This is a genomic window from Amycolatopsis sp. NPDC043887, assembly GCF_056435665.1.
On record NZ_JBWKEB010000014.1, the window covers coordinates 19,859 to 39,985 of the forward strand.

Consider the following 20,127-nt stretch of genomic DNA (forward strand, 5'->3'; position numbering starts at 1 on the left):
GAGGGGAGAAACCATGGCAGGCAAGGGGTATGAGCTCGGCGCCGACCTCGACGCGCACGCCAAGCAGATCGACGGCATCGCCGACGGCCTGCGCACGGCGGTCGACGCCGCGCAGCAGGTGAGCATGCCGACCGACGCGTACGGCATCATCTGCCAGCCGTTCCGGATGATGCTCGACCCGGTCGAGGAGTTCGGCATCAACGCGCTGACCAAGGCCGTCGAGGCCGCGACGACGGTGGCGAACAACGTGCGGTCCGCGTCGAACGCCTACCAGACGCAGGACGAGAACTTCGCCGCCGAATTCAAGAACGTGCAGGTGCCTGACTGATGCCCGAGGGAAACCCGCTCGTCGCGAACGCACCGACCGATGGCGACGGCCCCGGACCGCTGACGGCCGGGAACAGCGAGTACGGCTACGCGGCGGGCATCGGCGTCGCCGAGTCGGCCATGGACGCCTTCAACGGCATCTCGAACGGTGACTGGATCGGTGGCGGGCTCGGCGTGCTGAGCCTCGCCGGCGAGATGGCCAGCGCCGCGATCGACCCGTTCGGCTACCTGATGTCGTCGGTGGCGTCGTTCCTGATGGAACACATGCAGCCGCTGAAGGACATGCTGGACGCCGTCGCCGGCGATCCGCCGGTCATCCAGTCGTACTCCGAAACCTGGGGCAACGTCGCCAAGAAACTGGAAGACACCCAGGTCGAGTTCTCGAACGCGGTCAAGAACGGCACTTCCGGCTGGACGGGCGACGCGGCCGACCAGTACCGCAAGCAGGCCGCGGAACAGGCCGAGGCGATCAGCGGCGCGGCGACGGTCGCGGGCGCGATCAGCACCGTCGTGATGATCTTCGGCGAGATCGTCGCGTTCGTCCGCGAGTTCATCCGCCAGCTGATCGCGGACGCGGTCGGCAAGCTCATCGCGTGGGTCATGGAGACGGTGTTCTCCCTCGGCTTCGGCACGCCCGTGGTGGTCGCGCAGGCCGTCACCGCGATCGCCAAGTGGGCCGCGAAGATCGCCGACAAGCTCAAGGAACTCTGCGACGCGATGCGGCGGGTCTCACCGCTGCTGGGCAAGCTGGCCGACGTCTTCGAGAAGATCATCAAGATCTTCGGCAAGATCGCGGGCAAGGTCACCGGCCTGGACGTGATCAACACCAAGAACATCAAGCCGGGCGGGTTCATCCAGCGCGGTGGCAGCGGCGGCGGATCCGGTGGGACCGGCGGTGGCGGCTCGGGCTCCGGCGACGGCCCGGACGGCGACGGTTCCGGCAGCGGCGACGGGTCCGGCAACGGCGACGGGTCCGGCAACGGCGACGGGTCCGGCAACGGCGACGGGTCCGGCAGCGGCTCCAACAGCGACAACTCCGGGGGCGACTCCGGCGACACCAACAGCGGCCCGAACGGCGGCTCCGGCGGAGACACCAGCGGTTCAGGTGATTCCGGCTCGAACGGCGGGTCCAGCGGAGACACCCCGTCGAACACCACCCGCGGTGGTGACGGTGGCGGCTCGTCCACCCGCTCCGACGGCGGCTCCCCCAACCGTAGCGGCGACGGACCGTCCACTTCGGACGGAAACTCCGCCGGCGGTGATGGTTCCCCCAGCACAGCCCGTTCCGACACGTCGGCACCGCACACCCGGTCCGACGGTGACTCTCCCGGCGACTCCGCCACCCCGAACCGCGCGTCCGACGACGGCTCGCCCAGCCCGAACCGCGCGGACACCGGCGGCTCGCCCGCCCCGAACACGCGGGCGGACAGCGGCGCCTCCCCGAGCCACACACCCGACAGCTCCCCCACCCCACACACCCGCGCCGACACCGGCGGCACCCCCAGCCACACACCCGACAGCTCCCCCACCCCACACACCCGCGCCGACACCGGCGGCACCCCCAGCCACACAGGCGACGGCGGCGGCTCGCCCCGGACGCACGGCGGCGACGGCGGCGGTTCGCCCACCCCTCGGTCCGACCCGTCACCGGGCCACCACGGCGGCAACGACGGCGGCGGCCCCACCCGGCCGACCGACAGCGGAACGACGACCAGCGGCACCGCGCCCACGGCACCCCGCCTCGGCGACGCCGGCCCGTCACACGCGCCTTCTCAGCGCGGCGGTCCCGGTGGCGACGCTTCGCACGGTGTCCCGCCGCAGGGCCAGCCGATCGCCGGCGGCATGCCGCCGCAAGGCGCTCCGGGTGGCGCCCCCGGCGGCACCCCGGGTTCGCCCGGCGGCAGGCCGCAGGGTGGCGGCTGGACGGGAACGCCCGGTTCGCCGCGCACCCCGGACACGAACGCCCCGCGCACCCCTGACACCCACACCGGCCCCAGCCGCGGACCCGGCCAGACCGGTCCCGATGGACGGCCGAACCAGCCGCATCAGCCGCAGCCGGTCGCTCGTGGCAACGACTTCGGCCCCGGCGCCCAGCCGCACACCGGCTCACCGAGCACCCACGGCCCGGGCAACCGGCCCGGCGGCACGGGCCCCGGCAACACCGGTCCGGGCGGCCGCGGCCCCGGTGGCCACTCCGGGCCGCCGCATTCGCCGGACGGGCACGGACCCGACGGGCACGGACCGCGCCCGGACCCGAACGGGCATCCCGACAGCACGCCGCACGACCGTGGCCCGGACGGCGAGCCGGATCGTCCGTTGACGCCCGACGAGGTCAACCAGCGGCATTCGGAGAGCACCCCCGCGGGTAGCTCGTACCACCGCGGCGACTCGGACATGGGCGACCTGCCGCACCGGGTCAAGCCGGATCCGGACGGCCGCTACACCGTCGACGTACACGTCACGCCGGACGGGCACGCCCGGATCGGCAACCGCACCTACACCCCGGAAGAGTTCGCGGACATCCTGCGGCGCAACGGGGATTACGACGGTCGCCCGATCCGCCTGATCGGCTGTGACGCCGGCTCGAACGACTTCGCGCGCCGTCTGTCGCGGGAACTCGACACCGAGGTGATGGCGCCGAGCAAGCCGGCTTGGACCGACTCGAACGGGCGCGTCTTCTCGTCCGACTACGAGATCGGCCCCGACGGCCGTCCCCGGCCCAAGATCCCGCCGAACGGCGAATGGGACGTCCACAGCCCCGACGGCACCGCCCGCCGGGCGAGCGACGACGGCTTCACCCCGGACACCTCGCACGCGGACAAGCAGGACGTGGACGCCGACAGCGCCCGCGACCGCGGCCGTCGTGAGATTCCGGACGAAGAGGTCGATATCGAGCGCCGGGACCGGGTACCTCGCGCCACCATGCAGGAAAAGATCAACGACCCGGACTACCGCGCCAAGTACTACGACGGACCGCACAAGGACGGTTCGTACACGCGTAAGAACGCGGACCAGCCCGACGCCACCGACGAACGCGTGCCGAAGATTCAAGAGAACCCGTCCAAGCCGGATGGTGAAAAGTTCTCGCCGAAGTCGGACGATTTCGAGGAATCGCGTTACCACAGGGATCGCGAAGTCGAACACCCAGCCTCGGCGAAACAAAAAGAGGACGCGCAGAAACTCATCGACGAACGCGCGAAGGCGAACGAGCGCGCCAAGACCGCGGAATCCGACTATCAGGACGCGAAAGAAAAGGGAACGCTCACCGAAGAGATCGAGAAGGAACGCAGCGACGCCCACCGTGTACGGACCGACAAGGGCGAAGAACTCGGCGAGCACGCCGGTGAAGACGCGATCCGGGACAAGTATCCGGACAAGGACTACGAGCGCACACCGCTGCCGACCGATCGGCACGGGGACAACACCCACCGGGACGGCCAAAAGCCCGGCTCGGGCCGGTTCGACCAGATTTACGAGGTCAAGAACAAGCACACGGGTGAGACCCATATCGTCATCGTCGAGGCGAAGGGGCCCAACGCCGGGCTCGGCGTCCGCGAGGGAGCCGGGAAACTCCGCTACGAACAGGGCCACCCGGAGTACGTCAAAAGCATCACCAAGAACATGGAGAACAACGGCACGCCCGCGGAAAAGGCGCTCGCCATGGATATCGACCGCGCCCAGCGCAGAGGCACTCTGGAGTACTCGGTCGCAAGGGCCCGAGTACGCGAGGAAGACGTGCTCGACCCCGCCGGGAAGCCGATTCCCGACCCCGATAACCCGGGTAAGAACCTGAAACGACCGGTGTACGGTGGCTATAACCTGAAGGAATTCGACCTGACGCCACGTCCGCCCAAGAACCGCAGGGAGTGACACCTCGTGCGCACTATCGCCCGGCATGACGTCGATGCGCCCAACGCAGAGGAGACCGTCGAGCTTCTCGTGGCCCGCGCCCATGAGGTACGCGAGGACATCGAAGAGATTCCGCTCGGCCCGGGCTTCGCGATGTCGCGATCCCTGTCCGAGTTCGGCAACCGCTGCGCGAACGACCCGAGGGCCGCCTGGGCCGACACCTGGTACGCACTGGTCCGGGCAATGCAGTCGTCAGCCGCTCTCTTCCAGGCCGCGAGCAGTACGGATGGCGACGTCGAGTTCCGGTTCGGCGACGAGACGATCCGGCGGCAGGCGACCGGCCCTACCACCGACACCAACGCCGCGAACTGGCTGACCGCCCTGTATCTGGCCATGATCTGCCGCGAGCGCCCGCGGATCGACCTGCTGGCCGGTATTCCCATCGACCTGCTCCGCGAATCCGGCCACGAGTACGACGAGTTCCTCTATTCCTGGGTACACGCCCTCCAGAGCTATTGGCGCGGCGAAGAGAACCTGATCGACACGGTGCTGGAGGCGATGAGCGGCACCGACCCCGAGCGGCTGGAACGCTTCGAAGCCGCTCCCGTCCTTCAGCTCTATTATCCGCCGATGGAGATGTTCTACCTCCTGACCCAACGCGAGGACGCCAAGTTCAACGACTCGCTCGCCAACGCGCTGGAACTGCACAAGCGATACTGGACCGCCGACGAAGAGCGCTTGCGGGATCCCGAGGGCTTCGTCGCGCTGGGGCCGCTTGCCATCGCCTGTCTCGCCCACGACGCCGGGGTGACCATCGAGGTCGAATCGGATTACCTGCCGATTCACCTGCTGGACGGCACCCGGGTCGGCGAGATGTCGACGTAAGCCGCCGCCACGAAGGTGTTGAAAGGATGAGGGGATGAGCCAGCCACAGGGGCCGTTGAACCAGCAGCAGCAACAGCAGCTCGTCTGGCAGATCGGCCATGCCCTCGCGACGCCGCTGCCGCCCGGCTGGCAGCAGATGCGCGTCGAGTACCGGGCGGCGGGCAGGCACGTCGAGGTCGACCTGCTCGTCACCGGTCAGGACGGTCTGCCGCGTCCGGTGCAGCCGAGTCCGGAAGCCGTGCAACTGCTCGGGAACCTGCGGGCGGGCATGTACCAGCCCGGCCGCGGGACGTGGCTGAGCGCGATCCTGGTCTACGGTTCGGCGACCGTGCTCAGCACGGACTTCCTCGCGGACGTGGAGCCGCCGTGGCGGCAGGCGCCGCCTCCGATCGGCTTCCAGGACGAACTGCGGTTCTTCCCCCGCGCCGAGCAGAGCATCCCGCCGTGGCTGCGGCAGCGCGCCGGGCTCGACATCGCACCGGCGGGCGAGCCTTCGGTGGCGACTCCGCTCGCCGAGACCCCGGAGGCGCTGAAGTCGCCGCGGGTCTACGACGGTCTCGACGAGTCCGGGCGCCCGATGGTGAACCGTGAGCAGCTTTCCCCGGCTGAGCGGGACCGTGTGCTGGAGTACCTCGACGGTGCCCCGGTCGTGCTGGCGTCACGGAGTTACGACGCCGACGCCTTCGATCCCGACAGGGAACCGTTGGTGCCGCTGAACTTCCGCACGGACGGCCGGTGGTACTGGCCGGGCGCGGTCGCCTACTACCTGCGTGAGCACGACGTGGCGCCCGATCCCGAGCTGCTCGGTCACATCCGGGCGCTGCGGTTCACCCTGCCCGAGGTCGGAGAGCCCGAACGCGAACTCGCGGTCGCCGCGATCACCGGTCAACCGTCCACTTAGGACCCGGTGCTGCGCGGGTGATTCGAGGCCGGATCATGCCACCTGACGGATACGTCACGTGACAGGTTCACGGTCCGGGTACTCTTGACGGCGGCGGCGAAGGCGACCAGGGAGCGCACATGGCACGGGGGAACATCGGCAGGGTCCGGGCGACCCGTTCCGCCGGGATGCTCCCGGTCGTGCTGGCTCTCACCTCGGCCGCGCTGCTGACCGGCGCCGCCGTCTACACGGTCGACCGCGCCGGTTGCGTGGATCCGGGCCAGTACATCCGGCACGACAACCACATCGAACTCGTCGGCGGCTGCGTCGACGGCTCCGAGCTGCCGGCCGCCCCAAAGGGGACTTCCCACGAGGCCGACGCGAAGAGCGGCGTCACTCCCAGCAACTACCGCCCATAGCCGGGCGCTTCCACCCACCACACCGCGCTGACCAGCGCGAACAGAGCAAGGGACCTTTGCTACCGCTTGCTTAGCTTGGCTAAGCGAGCGGTAGCAAAGGTCCCTTGCTCCCACGCGCGCAGCGGCCCGGCTCGGCCCACGGGTCACTGTGTGGGTTTTGGGACATCTGACGTCCCAAAACCCACACGGTCGGTCAGCGTCGCTACGCGGGGTGAGGGGTGTGGGGAAATAAGGACACTCAACGTCTCTATTCCCGCACACCCTCCTGCCCTCCGGGGAGAGCGGTAGCAAAGGTCCCTTGCTCACTCCCTGAGCTCGGCGGCGGTCAGCCCAGGGCCTTGGCCAGATCGTCGACCAGGTCGCTGCCGTCCTCGATGCCGACGGACAGCCGCAGCAGGTTGTCCGGCACCTCCAGGGTGGACCCGGCGGTGCTCGCGTGGGTCATCCGCCCCGGGTGCTCGATGAGCGATTCGATCCCGCCCAGCGACTCGGCGAGGATGAACAGCTTCGTCTTCGACGCGACGTCGAGCGCGGCCTGCTCGCCGTCGATGTGGGTGAACGAGATCATCCCGCCGAAGCGCCGCATCTGCTTCGAGGCGACCTCGTGGCCGGGGTGCTCCGGCAGGCCCGGGTAGTAGACACGATCGACCTTCGGGTGCTTCAGCAGCATCCGGGCGATCAGTTCGGCGTTGTCACTGTGCCGCTCCATCCGCAGCGCGAGCGTCTTGACCCCGCGCAGGGTCAGCCACGCGTCGAACGGGCCGGGTACCGCGCCCGCCGCGTTGCGCAGGTAGAACAGCTGCTCGCGCAACTCGTCCTCGTTCGTCAGGATCGCACCACCGACGACGTCGGAGTGCCCGCCGAGGTACTTGGTCGTCGAGTGCAGGACGACGTCGGCGCCCAGCGAAAGCGGGTTCTGCAGGTACGGGGTGGCGAAGGTGTTGTCGACGACCAGGCGGGCGCCGGCGCCGTGCGCGACCTCGGCCAGCGCGGCGATGTCGGCGATCCCCAGCATGGGGTTCGTCGGCGACTCGCACCAGATCAGCTTCGTCTCCGGCCGGATCGCCGCGCGGACCTCGTCGATGTTCCCCAGGTCGGCGACCGTGTGCTCGACGCCCCACAGGCTGAGCACCTTGTCGATCAGCCGGAACGTGCCGCCGTACGCGTCGTTGCCGAGCACGAGGTGGTCTCCGGGCCGGAGGGTCGCCCGCAGCAGGACGTCACTGGCCGCCATACCCGACGCGTAGGCCAGACCGTGCCGCGCGCCTTCGAGCGCCGCCAGCGCGACCTCCAGCGCGGTGCGCGTCGGGTTCGCGGTGCGGGAGTACTCGTAGTCGCCTTCGCGCGTGCCGCCGACGCCGTCCTGCGCGTAAGTCGAGGTCTGATAGATCGGCACGATGACCGCGCCGGTCCGGGGATCAGGGGTCTGCCCGGCGTGGATCGCGCGCGTCTCGAAGCCCAGCAGAGAGTAATCGTCGGCCATACGGTCAAGGGTACGACCACCCGTGCGGGATCCCATCGTCTGGGATCGAACTCACCACTGCCCGGGTGGCTGTCCCTGCTGCTGGGCACCGGGAGCCGGCGGGTATCCGAAGTTCGGCGGCTGCACGGCGCCGTCGGTCTTCGGCTTGGCCGCCAGCCAGCGCGCCGTCGGCGGGACCAGCGCCAGCACGAGGGTCGCGATCGCCGGGATCAGGACCACGAAGAGGAGCCAGCCGAAGCCGAAGTGCAGGCTCACCCCGCCGTACGAGAAGTAGAAATGCCCGATCGCCCGGAGCAGGAAGGTCAGCGCCACGAACCCGATCGAGGACGCGGCTCCGATCACGGTGAGCACCCGTCCGGCCCGCTTGCGCAGGAGCAGCATGATCCCGCCGCCCAAGAGCAAAGCCGTGCTGACGAGGTCCAGCGCCGCCCCGACCACCAGGAACGAAATGACGTAGTGGGACAGCTCGATGACGTGGGACGCCAGCCCGGCGAGGAACCAGAGCCCGCCGAGAATCGCGAGGATCCCGGCGATGATCGCGGTCGCACCGCTCGGCTGCCGCATCGGCGGCGGGTAGGCACCGGGTGCCGGATAGCCCTGCGGTGGGTATTGCTGGAAGGTCATGTCTCCCCCTGTCGAATTCCTGGGCCGTGAAGTACGCCGGATCTCACCATCCGCCCTGCTGGGGGAACTGGTTCTGCGGCCGGTACGGCTGCACCGGCGCGGGCCGCCAGCGCAGGTACCTGAAGGTCGGCGGGAGCACAGCCAGCAGGAGCGCGAGCAGCCCGAACACGACCATGGCCAGGCGGAGGACGCCGTCGAAGGTCGCGAACCGGAGCAGGATGTCGAGGTGGATCCGGTACGGCACGCGGAAAGCGATCGGTTCCAGCACGACGGCCAGGATGGCGAGCAGCGAGCCGAGGATCAGCAGGATGGCGCCGATCAGCGACCGGAAGAACGTCGTCAACGCGCCCATCAGCAGGAACAACGCGGCGAGCAGGTACAGCACCAGCTCGACGAGCGCGAAGCCCGGCAGGTTCGAGAGGCTGAACCCCGACGGGAGCTCGATGAAGTAGCGGATCGGGATGAAGCCCGACGCGAGGGCACCGACGAGGCCCAGCACCGCGGCGATGATCGCCGTCGCCCCGGAGGGCCGGGCCTGCGGAGCGGGATATCCGAAAACCGGCGGTCCGGGCTGCTGGGCGGGATATCCGTACGGACCGGTCACGTCGCTCCCGTCGGCCAGGTGTGGGTTGACGGCGCTCACCCTAGCCCGCGGGACCTGGCCGCGGCAGGCGAATCGGGATACCCCCGGCTAAACGGAAACACCCCCGGCGAGTGCCGAGGGTGTTCCGAACGAAACCGTTCAGTGGTGGTGAATCACCACTGCTGCGGGGGCTGACCGGGCTGCTGGCCCGGCTGGCCGAAACCGCCGCTGGGCGGACCCTGCTGGCCGGGCTGCTGCCCGAAACCGCCGGGCTGCTGCGGAGGCTGACCGAAGCCGCCCTGCTGCTGGCCCGGCTGGGCGAACCCACCGCTGGGCGGACCCTGCTGGCCGGGCTGCTGCCCGAAGCCACCGGGCTGCTGCCCCGGCTGCGGGAAACCACCCGAAGACGGCTGACCGAAGCCACCCTGCGGCTGTCCGTACGGACCAGGCTGACCCGGCTGACCGGGCTGGCCGAAGCCACCCTGCGGCGGACCGCCGAAACCGCCGGGCTGGCCGCTCTGCGGGGCACCCAGCACCGAACCGCCGCCACCGAGACCCACGAACTGCGCGGTCGCCGGGATCAGGCCCAGCACACCGACGATCAGGATCACGATGCCGAGGAGCAGGTGCAGCAGGCCACCGCCGATACCGGCGCCTTCCCTGGCGGAAGGCGGCAGCTTCTCCAGGAAGTCCGACGACGGGGTCGAACCGACGAGCAGGAGGACGCCGAACAGCACCAGAAGCGCGCCACCGGCGGCGGCGACGATCGGCGCGATCTTCTTCACCGTGCCCGGGAGCTTGCCCGCGAGGGCGAGCCCGACACCACCGGCGAGCGAAACGAGCGATCCGACCAGAAGCATGATCACGTAGAACCACGTGGCGCCCGGACCGGCCACGCCCGCCTCGTCGAGGAACTTGTCGATCTGTTCCTGGTTCGGGGCGCTGTCGAAGACCTTCGAGTAGTCGCTCGCGTCACCGAAGTAGACGAACGACACGATCAAGGCGATCAGGCCGAGCAACGCCACGACACCGCCGGCGATGAACCCGAACATCGGGTTCCCGCCGCCACCGCCCGCGGCGGCGGGGCTGTAGCCCTGCGGCGGTCCGCCGAAACCGGGCTGCTGGCCGAAGCCGCCCTGCGGCGGTCCGCCGAAGCCCTGCTGCGGCTGGCCGAAACCAGGCTGCTGCTGGCCCTGCGAGGGGTCGAAGCCGCCCTGCTGGGGCTGGCCGAAGCCCTGCGGCTGACCGAAGCCGCCACCCTGGGCGCCGTAGGCACCGGCGGACGGGTTGTCGGCCGCGCTCGGCGGCGGGGCGTACGGGATGGCGGGCGGCTGCGAACCCGGCGGCACGAGCTGGGTGGACTCGGCGGTGGGGCTTTCCCCGCCGCCGCTCACCGGCTGCACGACCTGGGTCGCGTTCGCGTCGTTGGAACCCGGCTGGACCGGCTGCACGACCTGCGTGGGCTCCGGCGTGTCGCCGAACCCGCCTCCCTGGGGCTGCTGCTCATAGGAGGGCTGCTGCCCGTACTGCGGTTGCCCGTAGTCGGGCTGGGCGGGCTGGCCGGGCTGCACCACCTGGGTCGGTTCCGGGGAACCGAACGGGTTGTCTTGCTGCGGCTGAGGGCCACTCGGGGGTCCCTGCGGTGGCTGGGCGCCACCCCAAGGCTGATTCGGTGGCTGCGGAGCACTCATTTGGGTCTTGAACCCCCTTGACGAGGACATAAAAGTTCAACTCACCGGACACGCTATCGGATAGCCGGTCGGGCCGCTCGTAACGCCCCGGCCCGACCATCCGATGAAATGCCTCTTTACCGTCCCGCGAGAAACGCGAGCAGGTCGTGCCGGGTGACGACCCCCGCCGGCTTGCCGTCGACCAGCACCAGCGCGCCGTCCGCGCCCGAGAGCGCGTTCATCGCCACGCTCACCTGTTCACCGGCGCCGATGGTCGGCAGCGGCGGCGACATGTGCTGCTCGAGCCGGTCGGCCAGCTGGGCCTTGCCGGTGAAGAGCGCCTCGAGGAGATCGCGTTCGTTGACCGCGCCGACGACTTCGGCCGCCATGACCGGCGGTTCCGCGCTGACCACGGGCATCTGGCTGACGCCGAACTCGGAAAGGATCGCCACCGCTTCGGCGACGGTCTCGTTCGGGTGACTGTGCACCAGGCTGGGGAGCGAGCCGCTCTTCTTCGTCAGGACGTCGCCGACGGTCCGGCCGCTGGAGTCCGGCGGCAGGAAACCGTAGGAGGACATCCAGCTGTCGTTGAACACCTTGGTGAGGTAGCCGCGGCCGCCGTCGGGCAGGAGCACGACGACGACGTCGTCCGGGCCGAGGCCCTCGGCGAGCTTGAGCGCCGCGGCGACGGCCATGCCGCACGAGCCGCCGACGAGCAGCCCCTCTTCGAGCGCGAGGCGGCGGGTGATGTCGAAGGAGTCCGCGTCCGACACCGCGATGATCCGGTCGGCGATGTTCCGGTCGTAGGTGTCCGGCCAGAAGTCCTCGCCGACGCCCTCGACCAGGTACGGCCGCCCGGATCCGCCGGAGTACACCGAGCCTTCGGGGTCCGCGCCGATGACCTGGACGCGGCCGTCGCTGACCTCCTTGAGGTACATGCCGGTGCCCGAGATCGTGCCGCCGGTGCCGACGCCCGCGACGAAGTGCGTGATCTTGCCCTCGGTCTGGCGCCAGAGTTCCGGGCCGGTCGAGTGGTAGTGGCTGGCGGGGTTCTCCGGGTTGGCGTACTGGTTCGGCTTCCAGGCGCCCTCGATCTCACGCACGAGGCGGTCGGAGACGTTGTAGTACGAGTCCGGGTGCTCCGGCGCGACCGCGGTCGGGCAGACCACGACGCGGGCGCCGTAGGCCTTGAGCACGTTGCGCTTGTCCTCGCTGACCTTGTCCGGGCAGACGAACACGCACTTGTACCCCTTGCGCTGCGCCACCATGGCCAGCCCGACGCCGGTGTTGCCGGACGTCGGCTCGACGATGGTGCCGCCGGGCTTCAGCTCGCCGGACCGCTCCGCGGCTTCGATCATCCGCAGCGCGATGCGGTCCTTGACGCTGCCGCCGGGGTTGACGTACTCGACCTTGGCCAGGATGAGCGGCTGGAGCCCCTCGGCCAGTGCGTTCAGCTTGACCAGAGGGGTGTTGCCCACGAGGTCCACGATGTGCTCGACGTATTCCACACTCACAGCCTAAACGCCGCAGGTCGCGATGTGCCCACTCGAACTCCGGCGTAAGGCGGTGTCGTCGGAAAGAGTGGCGTGGATCGCGTTCGCCTTTGACCCGCACCTTCCTCCGGTGGAGGATGCGAGGTGAGCAACCGCTTAGCGCGTCTGGATCGAAAACAAGGGAGTGTCGTTCCATGCCCGAAGCCGTCATCGTCTCCACCGCCCGATCCCCGATCGGCCGCGCCGGCAAGGGATCGCTGGTGAGCATCCGCCCGGACGACCTCGCCGCGCAGATGGTCCGCGCCGCGCTCGACAAGGTCCCCGAACTCGACCCGACGCAGATCGAAGACCTCATGCTGGGCTGTGGTCTCCCCGGCGGCGAGCAGGGCTTCAACATGGGCCGCGCCGTCGCCGTCGAACTCGGCTACGACCACCTGCCCGGCTGCACGATCACCCGGTACTGCTCCTCCAGCCTCCAGACCACCCGCATGGCGCTGCACGCGATCAAGGCCGGCGAAGGCGACGTGTTCATCTCCGCCGGCGTCGAGACCGTGTCGCGCTTCGCCAACGGAAGCTCCGACTCCTGGCCGAACACGCACAACCCGCTGTTCGCCGACGCCGAGGCCCGCACCGCGCAGGTGGCGGCCGAGGGCGCCGACAGCTGGACGGACCCGCGCGAGAACGGCGCCCTGCCGGACGTCTACATCGCGATGGGCCAGACCGCCGAAAACCTGGCGCGGCTGAAGAACGTTTCGCGTGAGGAGATGGACGAGTTCGGCGTCCGCTCGCAGAACCTCGCCGAGAAGGCCATCGCGGACGGCTTCTGGGCCAAGGACATCACGCCGGTCACCCTGCCGGACGGCACCGTGGTCTCGAAGGACGACGGCCCGCGCGCCGGCGTCACCCTCGAAGGCGTCTCCGGCCTCAAGCCGGTCTTCCGCCCCGACGGCCGGATCACCGCGGGCAACTGCTGCCCGCTCAACGACGGCGCGGCCGCGGTGATCATCATGTCCGACACCAAGGCGAAGGAACTCGGCCTCACGCCGCTCGCCCGGGTCGTCTCCACCGGCGTTTCCGGGTTGTCGCCGGAGATCATGGGCTACGGCCCGGTCGAAGCGTCGAAGCAGGCCCTCGCCCGCGCCGGGATGTCCATCGGTGACATCGACCTCGTCGAGATCAACGAGGCGTTCGCCGCGCAGGTCATCCCGTCCTACAAGGACCTCGGGATCGACCTCGACAAGCTGAACGTCAACGGCGGCGCGATCGCCGTCGGCCACCCGTTCGGCATGACCGGCGCCCGGATCACCTCGACGCTGATCAACTCGCTGCGCCACCACGACAAGCAGTTCGGGCTCGAGACGATGTGCGTCGGCGGCGGCCAGGGCATGGCGATGGTCCTGGAGCGCCTCTCCTGACCCGCTGACCTGCGGAAAGAGAGCAAGGGACCTTTGCTCGCGTTCGTTAGTGCACTAACCGACGCGAGCAAAGGTCCCTTGCTCCCTTTTCGGGCCTAGTGGGTCATGATCGGCGGGACCGCGGCGACCTCGCCGTCCGCGCCCTCCGGAAGCGCGGGCTTGGTCTTCGGCAAGAACGCCGCCGGGATCAGGCACAGCGCGAGCAGGATCATCGACCACAGGAACGTCGTCGAGAACGCGTCCGCGGTCAGCCCCGAAGCCGCTTCGCGCGTCACCGGGTTCATCACCGCGGCCGTCGCGGCCAGCTGCCCCTGCGCCGTCGGCACACCGAACTTCCCGGCGAGCAGCGCCGCCAGGATGATCGACAGCACCGCCGAACCGATCGCCCCGGCGGTCTGCTGCAGGATGTTCGTCGCCGTCGACGCCTTCGCCATGTCCTCCGACTTGAGCGTCTGCAACGCGGCCGAGGTGATCGGCATCATCGTCGCGCCCATGCCGAGCCCCATCACGAACAGCGCCGAAAGCAGCAGCCAGTACGGCGTCGCCGCGGTGATCTGGGTGAAGGCGATCAGGCCGGCGAGCATCAGCACGAGACCGGGCAGCACGATCTTCCGCGCGCCGATCTTGTCCGCGAACCGGCCCGCGATCGGCATGGTCAGCATCGCGCCGACACCCTGCGGGGCGAGTAGCAGACCGGCGTTCATCGCCGATTCGCCGCGCGCCAGCACGAAATACGTCGGCAGGAGCAGCATCGCGCCGAAGAACGCGACGCAGAAGAAGGTCATCGTCACCATGGCGACGGAGAACGACCGGTTCTTGAACAGTTTCAGGTCGAGCAGCGGGTTCGCCACGCGGTTCGCCCGGACCACGAACGCCACCAGCAACGCGATCCCGGCCAGCGCGGGCAGCCAGACGTCCACCGCGCCGACACCGCCCGCCGCCGGGATGTTCGAAACACCGAAGATCAGCGCCGCCAGGCCGGGCGAGACCATCATCATGCCGAGGAAATCGAAGCGTTCACTGGGCTCCGGCCGGTCCTTCGGCAGCAGGCGCCACGCCATGGCCATGGTGATCAGGCCGATCGGCACGTTGATGTAGAAGATCCAGCGCCAGCTCACCGCGTCGACCAGCCAGCCGCCGAGGATCGGGCCGCCGATCGGGCCGAGCAGCATCGGCACCCCGAGCACGCCCATCACGCGCCCGATCCGGTGCGGTCCGGCGGCCCTGGTCAGGATCGTCATGCCGGCGGGCATCAGCATGCCGCCGCCGAAGCCCTGCAGGACCCGGAAGACGATCAGCGATTCGACGTCCCAGGCCATGCCGGCGAGCATCGACCCGATCAGGAACAGCCCGATCGCGGTCATGTAGAGCCGTTTGGTGCCGAACCGGTCCGAAGCCCAGCCGGTGATCGGGATGACCGTCGCCAGGGCGAGCATGTAGCCGGTCGCGATCCACTGGATGGTGTCGAACGAGGTCTGGAACTCGATGGTCAGTTTCTGGAGCGCGACGTTGACGACCGTCGTGTCGAGGATCGCCATGATCGCGCCGAGGATGACGACGCCGGCGATCTTGAGCACGCCGGCGTCGAGTTTGTCGCCGCCCGGTGCGGCCGGGCTTTGCGTTGACATGAAAAATCCGTCCCTGATGCTCAGTGTCCCCCGGGACGCGACAACCCCCCGCGGTCGCGACTACGGAATCGACGCCCGGCCTCGCGCCGAGCTCCCCAAACGAGCTTGTGCATTAATGCGCAAGCTCAGTACGTAGCCGAGGGTAGCCGAACACGGGTTTTACCTGCCAACCTTTTCCCCGCATGCAGGCCTAAAGGACAGACCCGCATACGTCTTGTCACGAAGAGTGATCAGCAGACGCTGTCCGTGGGAGCCGGGTTGCCGAGCCCGAACAGCGGTCGCAGCTTCAGCCCGATCCAGGTGCCGCCGAGCGCGAAGACGCCCCACAGCCAGCCGTGCAGGCTGCCGACCGAGATGCCGCCGAGGTAGGCACCGATGTTGCACCCGCCCGCCATCCGCGCGCCGACGCCCATCAGGATCCCGCCGAGCACCGCGGCGACCGCGGTCCGCCACGGGATCGAACTGTGGATCTTCCACGCGCCCGCCGCCGCGGCCGCGACACCCGCGCCGATCATGATGCCGATGTCGGTGAGGCTGTTCTTGTCCTTCCAGATCGGCCCCGCCAGCGACGCCGCGTTCGCCTTGATCCGCCAGAACTCCCAGGTCTCGGGGTGCAGGCCGAACACCTGCAGGATCTTGGCGCCCCACAGGCTGAACGCGCTCGTGACACCCCAGATCCCGCCGGAGACCAGGAAGACCGCGCCCGCCAGCACCCCGAGCACGACGGCGCCGACGAGGATCGGCCAGGAGCCGCGGTAGATCCGGGCGAAACCGCGCGCGGTCGGCACGACGTCGACCGGCGGCGGGTTGCGGCGCTTCTGCACGAACCGGGTCCCCAGCACGATCGCGGCGAGGACGACGACGGTGATCGCCCACGAACCGAACCAGCCGACATGGTCGGCGAGCAGGATGCCCTTGAATTCGGGCCAGCCCGACAGCAGCGGATACGCCCACGTGTAGAGGACGGACCCGGTGATGAAACCACCGAGGGTCAGCACGATCGCCGACTGCCCGGAGCCGACCGCGAACAGCGTTCCCGAAGCGCACGCGCCACCCAGTTGCATGCCGATGGCGAAGATCGTCGCGCCGACGAACAGCGCGAGCCCAAGCCCACCCGCGGTCGGATTCGGCGAGCTGCCGAAGAGCCCGGATCCGGTGCCCGCGATCAGCGCGATCAACGTCGCCGCCGTGCCGAGCAGCAGCGTGTGCGCCCGCAGGCCCTGGCCGTTCCCGACCGCGATCAGCTGGCGCCAGGCCGAAGTGAACCCGAAACGTGAGTGGAAGAGCGCGAGGCCGAGCAGCAGGCCGAGGATGAGCAAGACACCGAATTTAGCGCCGTGCGCGGCCCAGACGTACCAGGTCAGCCCGACCGCGAGGGCACCCGCGACCGCCAGCGGCACGACCTTGACCGGCTCCTCCGGTCGCGGGACCGGGGCGGCGCAGGAGGTCGGGAAGTCGAGGAGTTTCTTCTCGCCGGCTTGGGTTTCGGTCGTCGCCACCAGGACTCCACGTCGATCGGCGGGGTTGGGGACGAGCAACGTTAGGACCGGTGGCGGCCCGGTCGCAGCGCGTCCCACTCTGTGCGACGAACGGCGGCGCGCGCAGGGCCGGATGGCGGCGGTAGCAAAGGTCCCTTGCTACTTGGTGCTCTTCACGCAGACCGTCGAGGGCGGTGTCGAGTAGCTCTTGAGGTGAGTCGCGTCCGTGTCGTCACAGGTCGCGACACTGTCGACCACCTTCAGGACCTCCGCGTCCCGCGCGGGATCCGAGCAGGGCACCTTCTGGTAGGCCACGCTGTCGGCCAGGAAGTTCTCGAGGCAGTCGCCCTGGTTGGCGTTGATCATCATGCAGAGCTTGTACGAGGCGAAGGTCTTGTCGACGGTGAGCTGGTCATACTCGCCCGCGGGGCAAGCGCCACCCGCGTCGGTCTTCGCGCCGGCCTTCGCGTTGGCCTCGGCCGAACCGCAATCCGCCTTGACCGGATCCTCGCCGATGTCACCGAAAGTGGTGACCGCGTAGCAGTCCCCCACCCGGACGTCGTCGGTGTTCGAGAGGTAGCCGACGATCCACGACGACGCGCTCAGCACCACGATCGCGACCGGCACCAAGAGGCCGACCCAGAACCACTTGGAACGCTTCGGCCTGGCGGGTTCGCCACTGTGCTCGGTCATGGGGTCAGCGTATTCGCGGCGACGAAAAAGGGCGCCCCGATCGCTCGGAGCGCCCTTTCGCGAAAGCCCGGATCAGTCGTTTTGGAAGTACGACAGCAACCGCAGGATCTCGAGGTACAGCCAGACCAGGGTGGTCATGAGACCGAAGGCGGCGAACCACGCCCACTTCGACGGCATGCCTTCGCGGATCATCCGGTCGGCCTGGTCGAAGTCGAGCAGGAAGCTGAACGCCGCGACACCGATCACCACGAGGCTGAAGATGATCGCGATCGGCCCGCCGTCACGCAGCGGGTTGAAGCCGAAGAAGCTGGTGATGAGGTTGACCAGCATCAGGATCGCGACACCGACGACGGCGCCGATGATCCACTTCGTCAGCTTCGGGGTGACCTTGACCGCGCCGGTCTTGTAGACGACCAGCATCGCGATGAAGACACCCGCGGTACCGATGATCGCCTGCAGCGCGATACCGGGGTACAGCGCCTCGAAAAGACCGCTGATCGCACCGAGGAAGACACCCTCGGCGGCCGAGTACGCCAGCGTGAGCGGACCGCTCGGCTTCTGCTTGAAGATGATCACGAGCGAGATCACGAGGCCGACGATCATGCCGCCGACGAGCGCGCCGATCACGCCGCCGCTGATACCGGTGATCCGGCCCGCGGCGTCCACGGGCAGCTGGCTGATCGCCCAGATCGCGGTGAGCACACCGGTCACCAGCGCGGTGCCGAGGCTCAGCGCCGTCTTGATGACGACGTCGTCGACGGTCATCGGACGGTCGTCGGCACCGGCGGAGGTCTGCGGAGGGCCGTAGCCGGGCACGCCGCCCTGGGGTTGGTTGAAGCCTACGTTGGGTCCGTACTGCGCCGCGCCACGCGGCAGGTTCCGGAACGCCGGGTTGCTACTGGATCGCACCTGATCCTCCTGGATCTACTGGCACCTGCATCGGGTTCAACGACCGCGTGGGCCGCCCGGTTCCCGTCGAAGTAAAGACGACTTTACTCACAATCGGCGCGACGCCCATCCCCCACACCGTATGCGGTGGAGATCACCGACCGTTCACCGATACCCCACCTGATGCCGTATTGCCAAAACCGCTGATCACCCGCCACCCTCCACGTTACGTGTTCGGATTGTCACCGAAGGCGTGTCGGGGAACCTATCGATCGTGTGACCTGCGCCGGCGTAAATGCGCCGGGGCGGAGCACGGCCAAAGGAGTCAACACACCATGGGGTGGACCACACGCCCGAGCGTGCGTTCGCGCGCCTTGACCAGCCTGATCGCGACGTGCCTGCTAGGCGCTTTGTCCGCCACCGTCGCGGTGACACCGGCCTCGGCCGCCGACAACGAAGGCATCGGCTTCGGGGTTACACCCGGCCAGCCCTACAAGGACGTGAAACCGAAGAAGGACTGGCTCGGTTCCTACGTCGTCAACGGCAAGCACGTCTTCTGCGTGAGCTTCCAGCAGAAGGCGCCGGACACGAACGAGGAGTACAAGCCCGGCGACGAGCTGCTGGACAAGTGGGGACAGAAGCTGCCCGCGGACATCGCGGCCAACATCTCCTACCTGCTGCTTCGCTACGGTGGCACGCAGGACAACGCCGAAGCCGCCGCACTCGCTCACCTGCTCCATTCCTGGACGGCCAAGCCGCGATCCGACGCCGACACCGACCCGGAGCTGCCTTCCAACAAGATCGGCTACAAGATCCAAGATCATCTCGACAAGCTGAAGGCCCAGTTCCCCGAAGGCGCCACGGCCGTCGAGAAGCTGACCAAGGACGCCGAAGCGAACCGCGGCCCGTGGACCACCGCGATCACGCCGCCGAAGGAAGACCAGCACATCGGCACCGCCGGCGAGTGGACGATCAGCGTCAAGAACGCCAAGGGCAAGGGCGTCTCCGGCGTGCCCGTGCAGCTCACGCCGTCGAACGCGACCGTCGACAGCGGCGAGAGCACCAAGCCCGCGTCGACATCCAACGCCAAGGCCGAGAAGGCCACGACGGTGAAGACGGGCGAGGACGGCACCGTCACGGTCAAGGTGACGCCGACCGGTGACCAGCCGAAGCTGGCCAGCTCGCTGTCCGCCCCGGCGGACCGGCCGTACGTGCAGTTCCCCGTCAAGACCGGCGTGCAGAAGGTCGTCTCGACCGGCGGCGAGAAGGAACTGAAGGCCCAAGGTGTCGCGGTCGTTTCGAAGCCGGGCAAGGTCCAGGTGACGAAGGTCGACGCGAAGACCGACAAGGGCGTGGCGGGCGCCGTGCTGCGGATCACCGCGAAGGACAAGACGACGGCCGCGGTCGGCCACGACGGCAAACCCCTCAACGGCGCCGACGGCAAACCCGCCGTCGTCACCACCGAAGGCGAGAACGGCACCGTCACCGTGGAGAACCTGCGGACCCCGCAGGAGATCTGCGTGGTCGAGGTCAGCGCGCCGCCGGGTTACACCAACGCGTTCGACCCGAAGAATCCGCCGTCCGCCTGCGGTGAGGTCAAACCGGGTGAGACGCTGGCGCTCAAGGTCGCCAACACGCCCAACGAGGTACCGCGCACCATCCCCGCCGGCGACCGGCCGGTGGCGATGATGCAGGGCACCGTCGAGAATTCGGCGTCGACCGCCGGCATCCTCGGCGTCGGCGCGCTCGCGCTGCTCGGTTCGCTGATGGTGGGCGTGGCCGCGCGGCGGTCTTCGCGACGCTAAGAGGTTC

Annotated in this window: 16 protein-coding genes; 7 read left to right on the forward strand and 9 right to left on the reverse strand. The window is 68.9% G+C overall.

The features are described from left to right. Nucleotides 1–13: 13 nt before the first annotated feature. The 5 genes from AC069H_RS31615 to AC069H_RS31635 all read left to right on the forward strand — a co-directional run bounded on the left by AC069H_RS31615 (nt 14) and on the right by AC069H_RS31635 (nt 6,360). Nucleotides 14–328 carry a type VII secretion target gene (locus AC069H_RS31615; protein ID WP_378435661.1) on the forward strand — a complete coding sequence of 105 codons (315 nt, stop codon included), beginning with the start codon at nt 14–16 and terminating at the stop codon, nt 326–328. After that, nucleotides 328–4,197, forward strand: coding sequence for a hypothetical protein (locus AC069H_RS31620; RefSeq protein WP_478234747.1), 3,870 nt, complete (start codon nt 328–330; stop codon nt 4,195–4,197). The genes AC069H_RS31615 and AC069H_RS31620 overlap by 1 nt, the downstream gene beginning before the upstream one ends. Nucleotides 4,198–4,203: 6 nt before the next feature. Next, a complete protein-coding gene (locus AC069H_RS31625) occupies nt 4,204–5,061 on the forward strand; it encodes an immunity 49 family protein (protein ID WP_478234748.1) in 858 nt (285 codons plus the stop codon). A 34-nt stretch (nt 5,062–5,095) separates the two neighbouring features. Further along, complete coding sequence (locus AC069H_RS31630) at nt 5,096–5,962, forward strand: ferredoxin (RefSeq protein ID WP_478234749.1); 867 nt, start codon at nt 5,096–5,098, stop codon at nt 5,960–5,962. 119 nt (nt 5,963–6,081) lie between these two features. Continuing rightward, on the forward strand, nt 6,082–6,360 hold the full coding sequence (locus tag AC069H_RS31635; RefSeq protein ID WP_478226222.1) for a hypothetical protein: 279 nt from the start codon (nt 6,082–6,084) through the stop codon (nt 6,358–6,360). Nucleotides 6,361–6,685: 325 nt separating this feature from the next. On the opposite strand, the gene AC069H_RS31640 is transcribed toward AC069H_RS31635, so the two are convergent. The 5 genes from AC069H_RS31640 to AC069H_RS31660 all read right to left on the reverse strand — a co-directional run bounded on the left by AC069H_RS31640 (nt 6,686) and on the right by AC069H_RS31660 (nt 12,228). Further along, the gene (locus AC069H_RS31640; protein WP_340687078.1) at nt 6,686–7,843 is read right to left on the reverse strand and encodes a cystathionine gamma-synthase; all 1,158 of its coding nucleotides are present in this window, start codon (nt 7,841–7,843) and stop codon (nt 6,686–6,688) included. A 51-nt stretch (nt 7,844–7,894) separates the two neighbouring features. Beyond that, entirely contained in the window at nt 7,895–8,467 is a 573-nt protein-coding gene (locus tag AC069H_RS31645; protein ID WP_478234750.1) for a hypothetical protein, read from the reverse strand. A gap of 43 nt (nt 8,468–8,510) precedes the next feature. Next, nucleotides 8,511–9,071, reverse strand: a complete 561-nt coding sequence (locus AC069H_RS31650) for a hypothetical protein (protein WP_478226220.1) — start codon at nt 9,069–9,071, stop codon at nt 8,511–8,513. A gap of 152 nt (nt 9,072–9,223) precedes the next feature. Next, the gene (locus tag AC069H_RS31655) at nt 9,224–10,624 is read right to left on the reverse strand and encodes a hypothetical protein (protein ID WP_478234751.1); all 1,401 of its coding nucleotides are present in this window, start codon (nt 10,622–10,624) and stop codon (nt 9,224–9,226) included. A 233-nt stretch (nt 10,625–10,857) separates the two neighbouring features. Continuing rightward, nucleotides 10,858–12,228, reverse strand: coding sequence for a cystathionine beta-synthase (locus AC069H_RS31660; protein WP_478234752.1), 1,371 nt, complete (start codon nt 12,226–12,228; stop codon nt 10,858–10,860). Between the two features lie 179 nt (nt 12,229–12,407). On the opposite strand from AC069H_RS31660, the gene AC069H_RS31665 reads away from it, so the two are divergent. Continuing rightward, on the forward strand, nt 12,408–13,628 hold the full coding sequence (locus AC069H_RS31665; protein WP_478234753.1) for an acetyl-CoA C-acetyltransferase: 1,221 nt from the start codon (nt 12,408–12,410) through the stop codon (nt 13,626–13,628). 95 nt (nt 13,629–13,723) lie between these two features. On the opposite strand, the gene AC069H_RS31670 is transcribed toward AC069H_RS31665, so the two are convergent. From AC069H_RS31670 to AC069H_RS31685, 4 genes are all read right to left on the reverse strand, one after another. After that, nucleotides 13,724–15,256 (reverse strand): DHA2 family efflux MFS transporter permease subunit, encoded by a 1,533-nt coding sequence (locus tag AC069H_RS31670; protein ID WP_478234754.1) that lies wholly within the window; start codon nt 15,254–15,256, stop codon nt 13,724–13,726. 230 nt (nt 15,257–15,486) lie between these two features. Then, entirely contained in the window at nt 15,487–16,755 is a 1,269-nt protein-coding gene (locus AC069H_RS31675; protein WP_478234755.1) for a YeeE/YedE family protein, read from the reverse strand. 138 nt (nt 16,756–16,893) lie between these two features. Beyond that, nucleotides 16,894–17,427: an LppU/SCO3897 family protein gene (locus tag AC069H_RS31680; protein WP_478234756.1), complete on the reverse strand. Its 534-nt coding sequence runs from the start codon at nt 17,425–17,427 to the stop codon at nt 16,894–16,896. Nucleotides 17,428–17,499: 72 nt separating this feature from the next. Next, on the reverse strand, nt 17,500–18,336 hold the full coding sequence (locus AC069H_RS31685) for a Bax inhibitor-1/YccA family protein (protein WP_340687070.1): 837 nt from the start codon (nt 18,334–18,336) through the stop codon (nt 17,500–17,502). 314 nt (nt 18,337–18,650) lie between these two features. On the opposite strand from AC069H_RS31685, the gene AC069H_RS31690 reads away from it, so the two are divergent. Beyond that, nucleotides 18,651–20,120: a SpaA isopeptide-forming pilin-related protein gene (locus AC069H_RS31690; protein WP_478234757.1), complete on the forward strand. Its 1,470-nt coding sequence runs from the start codon at nt 18,651–18,653 to the stop codon at nt 20,118–20,120. Nucleotides 20,121–20,127 lie beyond the last annotated feature (7 nt).

Coding starts and splice junctions, on each gene's coding strand:
- AC069H_RS31615 (WP_378435661.1), top strand. CDS start 14: ATGGCAGGCAAGGGGTATGAGCTCGGCGCCGACCTCGACGCGCACGCC.
- AC069H_RS31620 (WP_478234747.1), top strand. CDS start 328: ATGCCCGAGGGAAACCCGCTCGTCGCGAACGCACCGACCGATGGCGAC.
- AC069H_RS31630 (WP_478234749.1), top strand. CDS start 5,096: ATGAGCCAGCCACAGGGGCCGTTGAACCAGCAGCAGCAACAGCAGCTC.
- AC069H_RS31635 (WP_478226222.1), top strand. CDS start 6,082: ATGGCACGGGGGAACATCGGCAGGGTCCGGGCGACCCGTTCCGCCGGG.
- AC069H_RS31640 (WP_340687078.1), bottom strand. CDS start 7,843: ATGGCCGACGATTACTCTCTGCTGGGCTTCGAGACGCGCGCGATCCAC.
- AC069H_RS31645 (WP_478234750.1), bottom strand. CDS start 8,467: ATGACCTTCCAGCAATACCCACCGCAGGGCTATCCGGCACCCGGTGCC.
- AC069H_RS31665 (WP_478234753.1), top strand. CDS start 12,408: ATGCCCGAAGCCGTCATCGTCTCCACCGCCCGATCCCCGATCGGCCGC.
- AC069H_RS31670 (WP_478234754.1), bottom strand. CDS start 15,256: ATGTCAACGCAAAGCCCGGCCGCACCGGGCGGCGACAAACTCGACGCC.
- AC069H_RS31680 (WP_478234756.1), bottom strand. CDS start 17,427: ATGACCGAGCACAGTGGCGAACCCGCCAGGCCGAAGCGTTCCAAGTGG.
- AC069H_RS31690 (WP_478234757.1), top strand. CDS start 18,651: ATGGGGTGGACCACACGCCCGAGCGTGCGTTCGCGCGCCTTGACCAGC.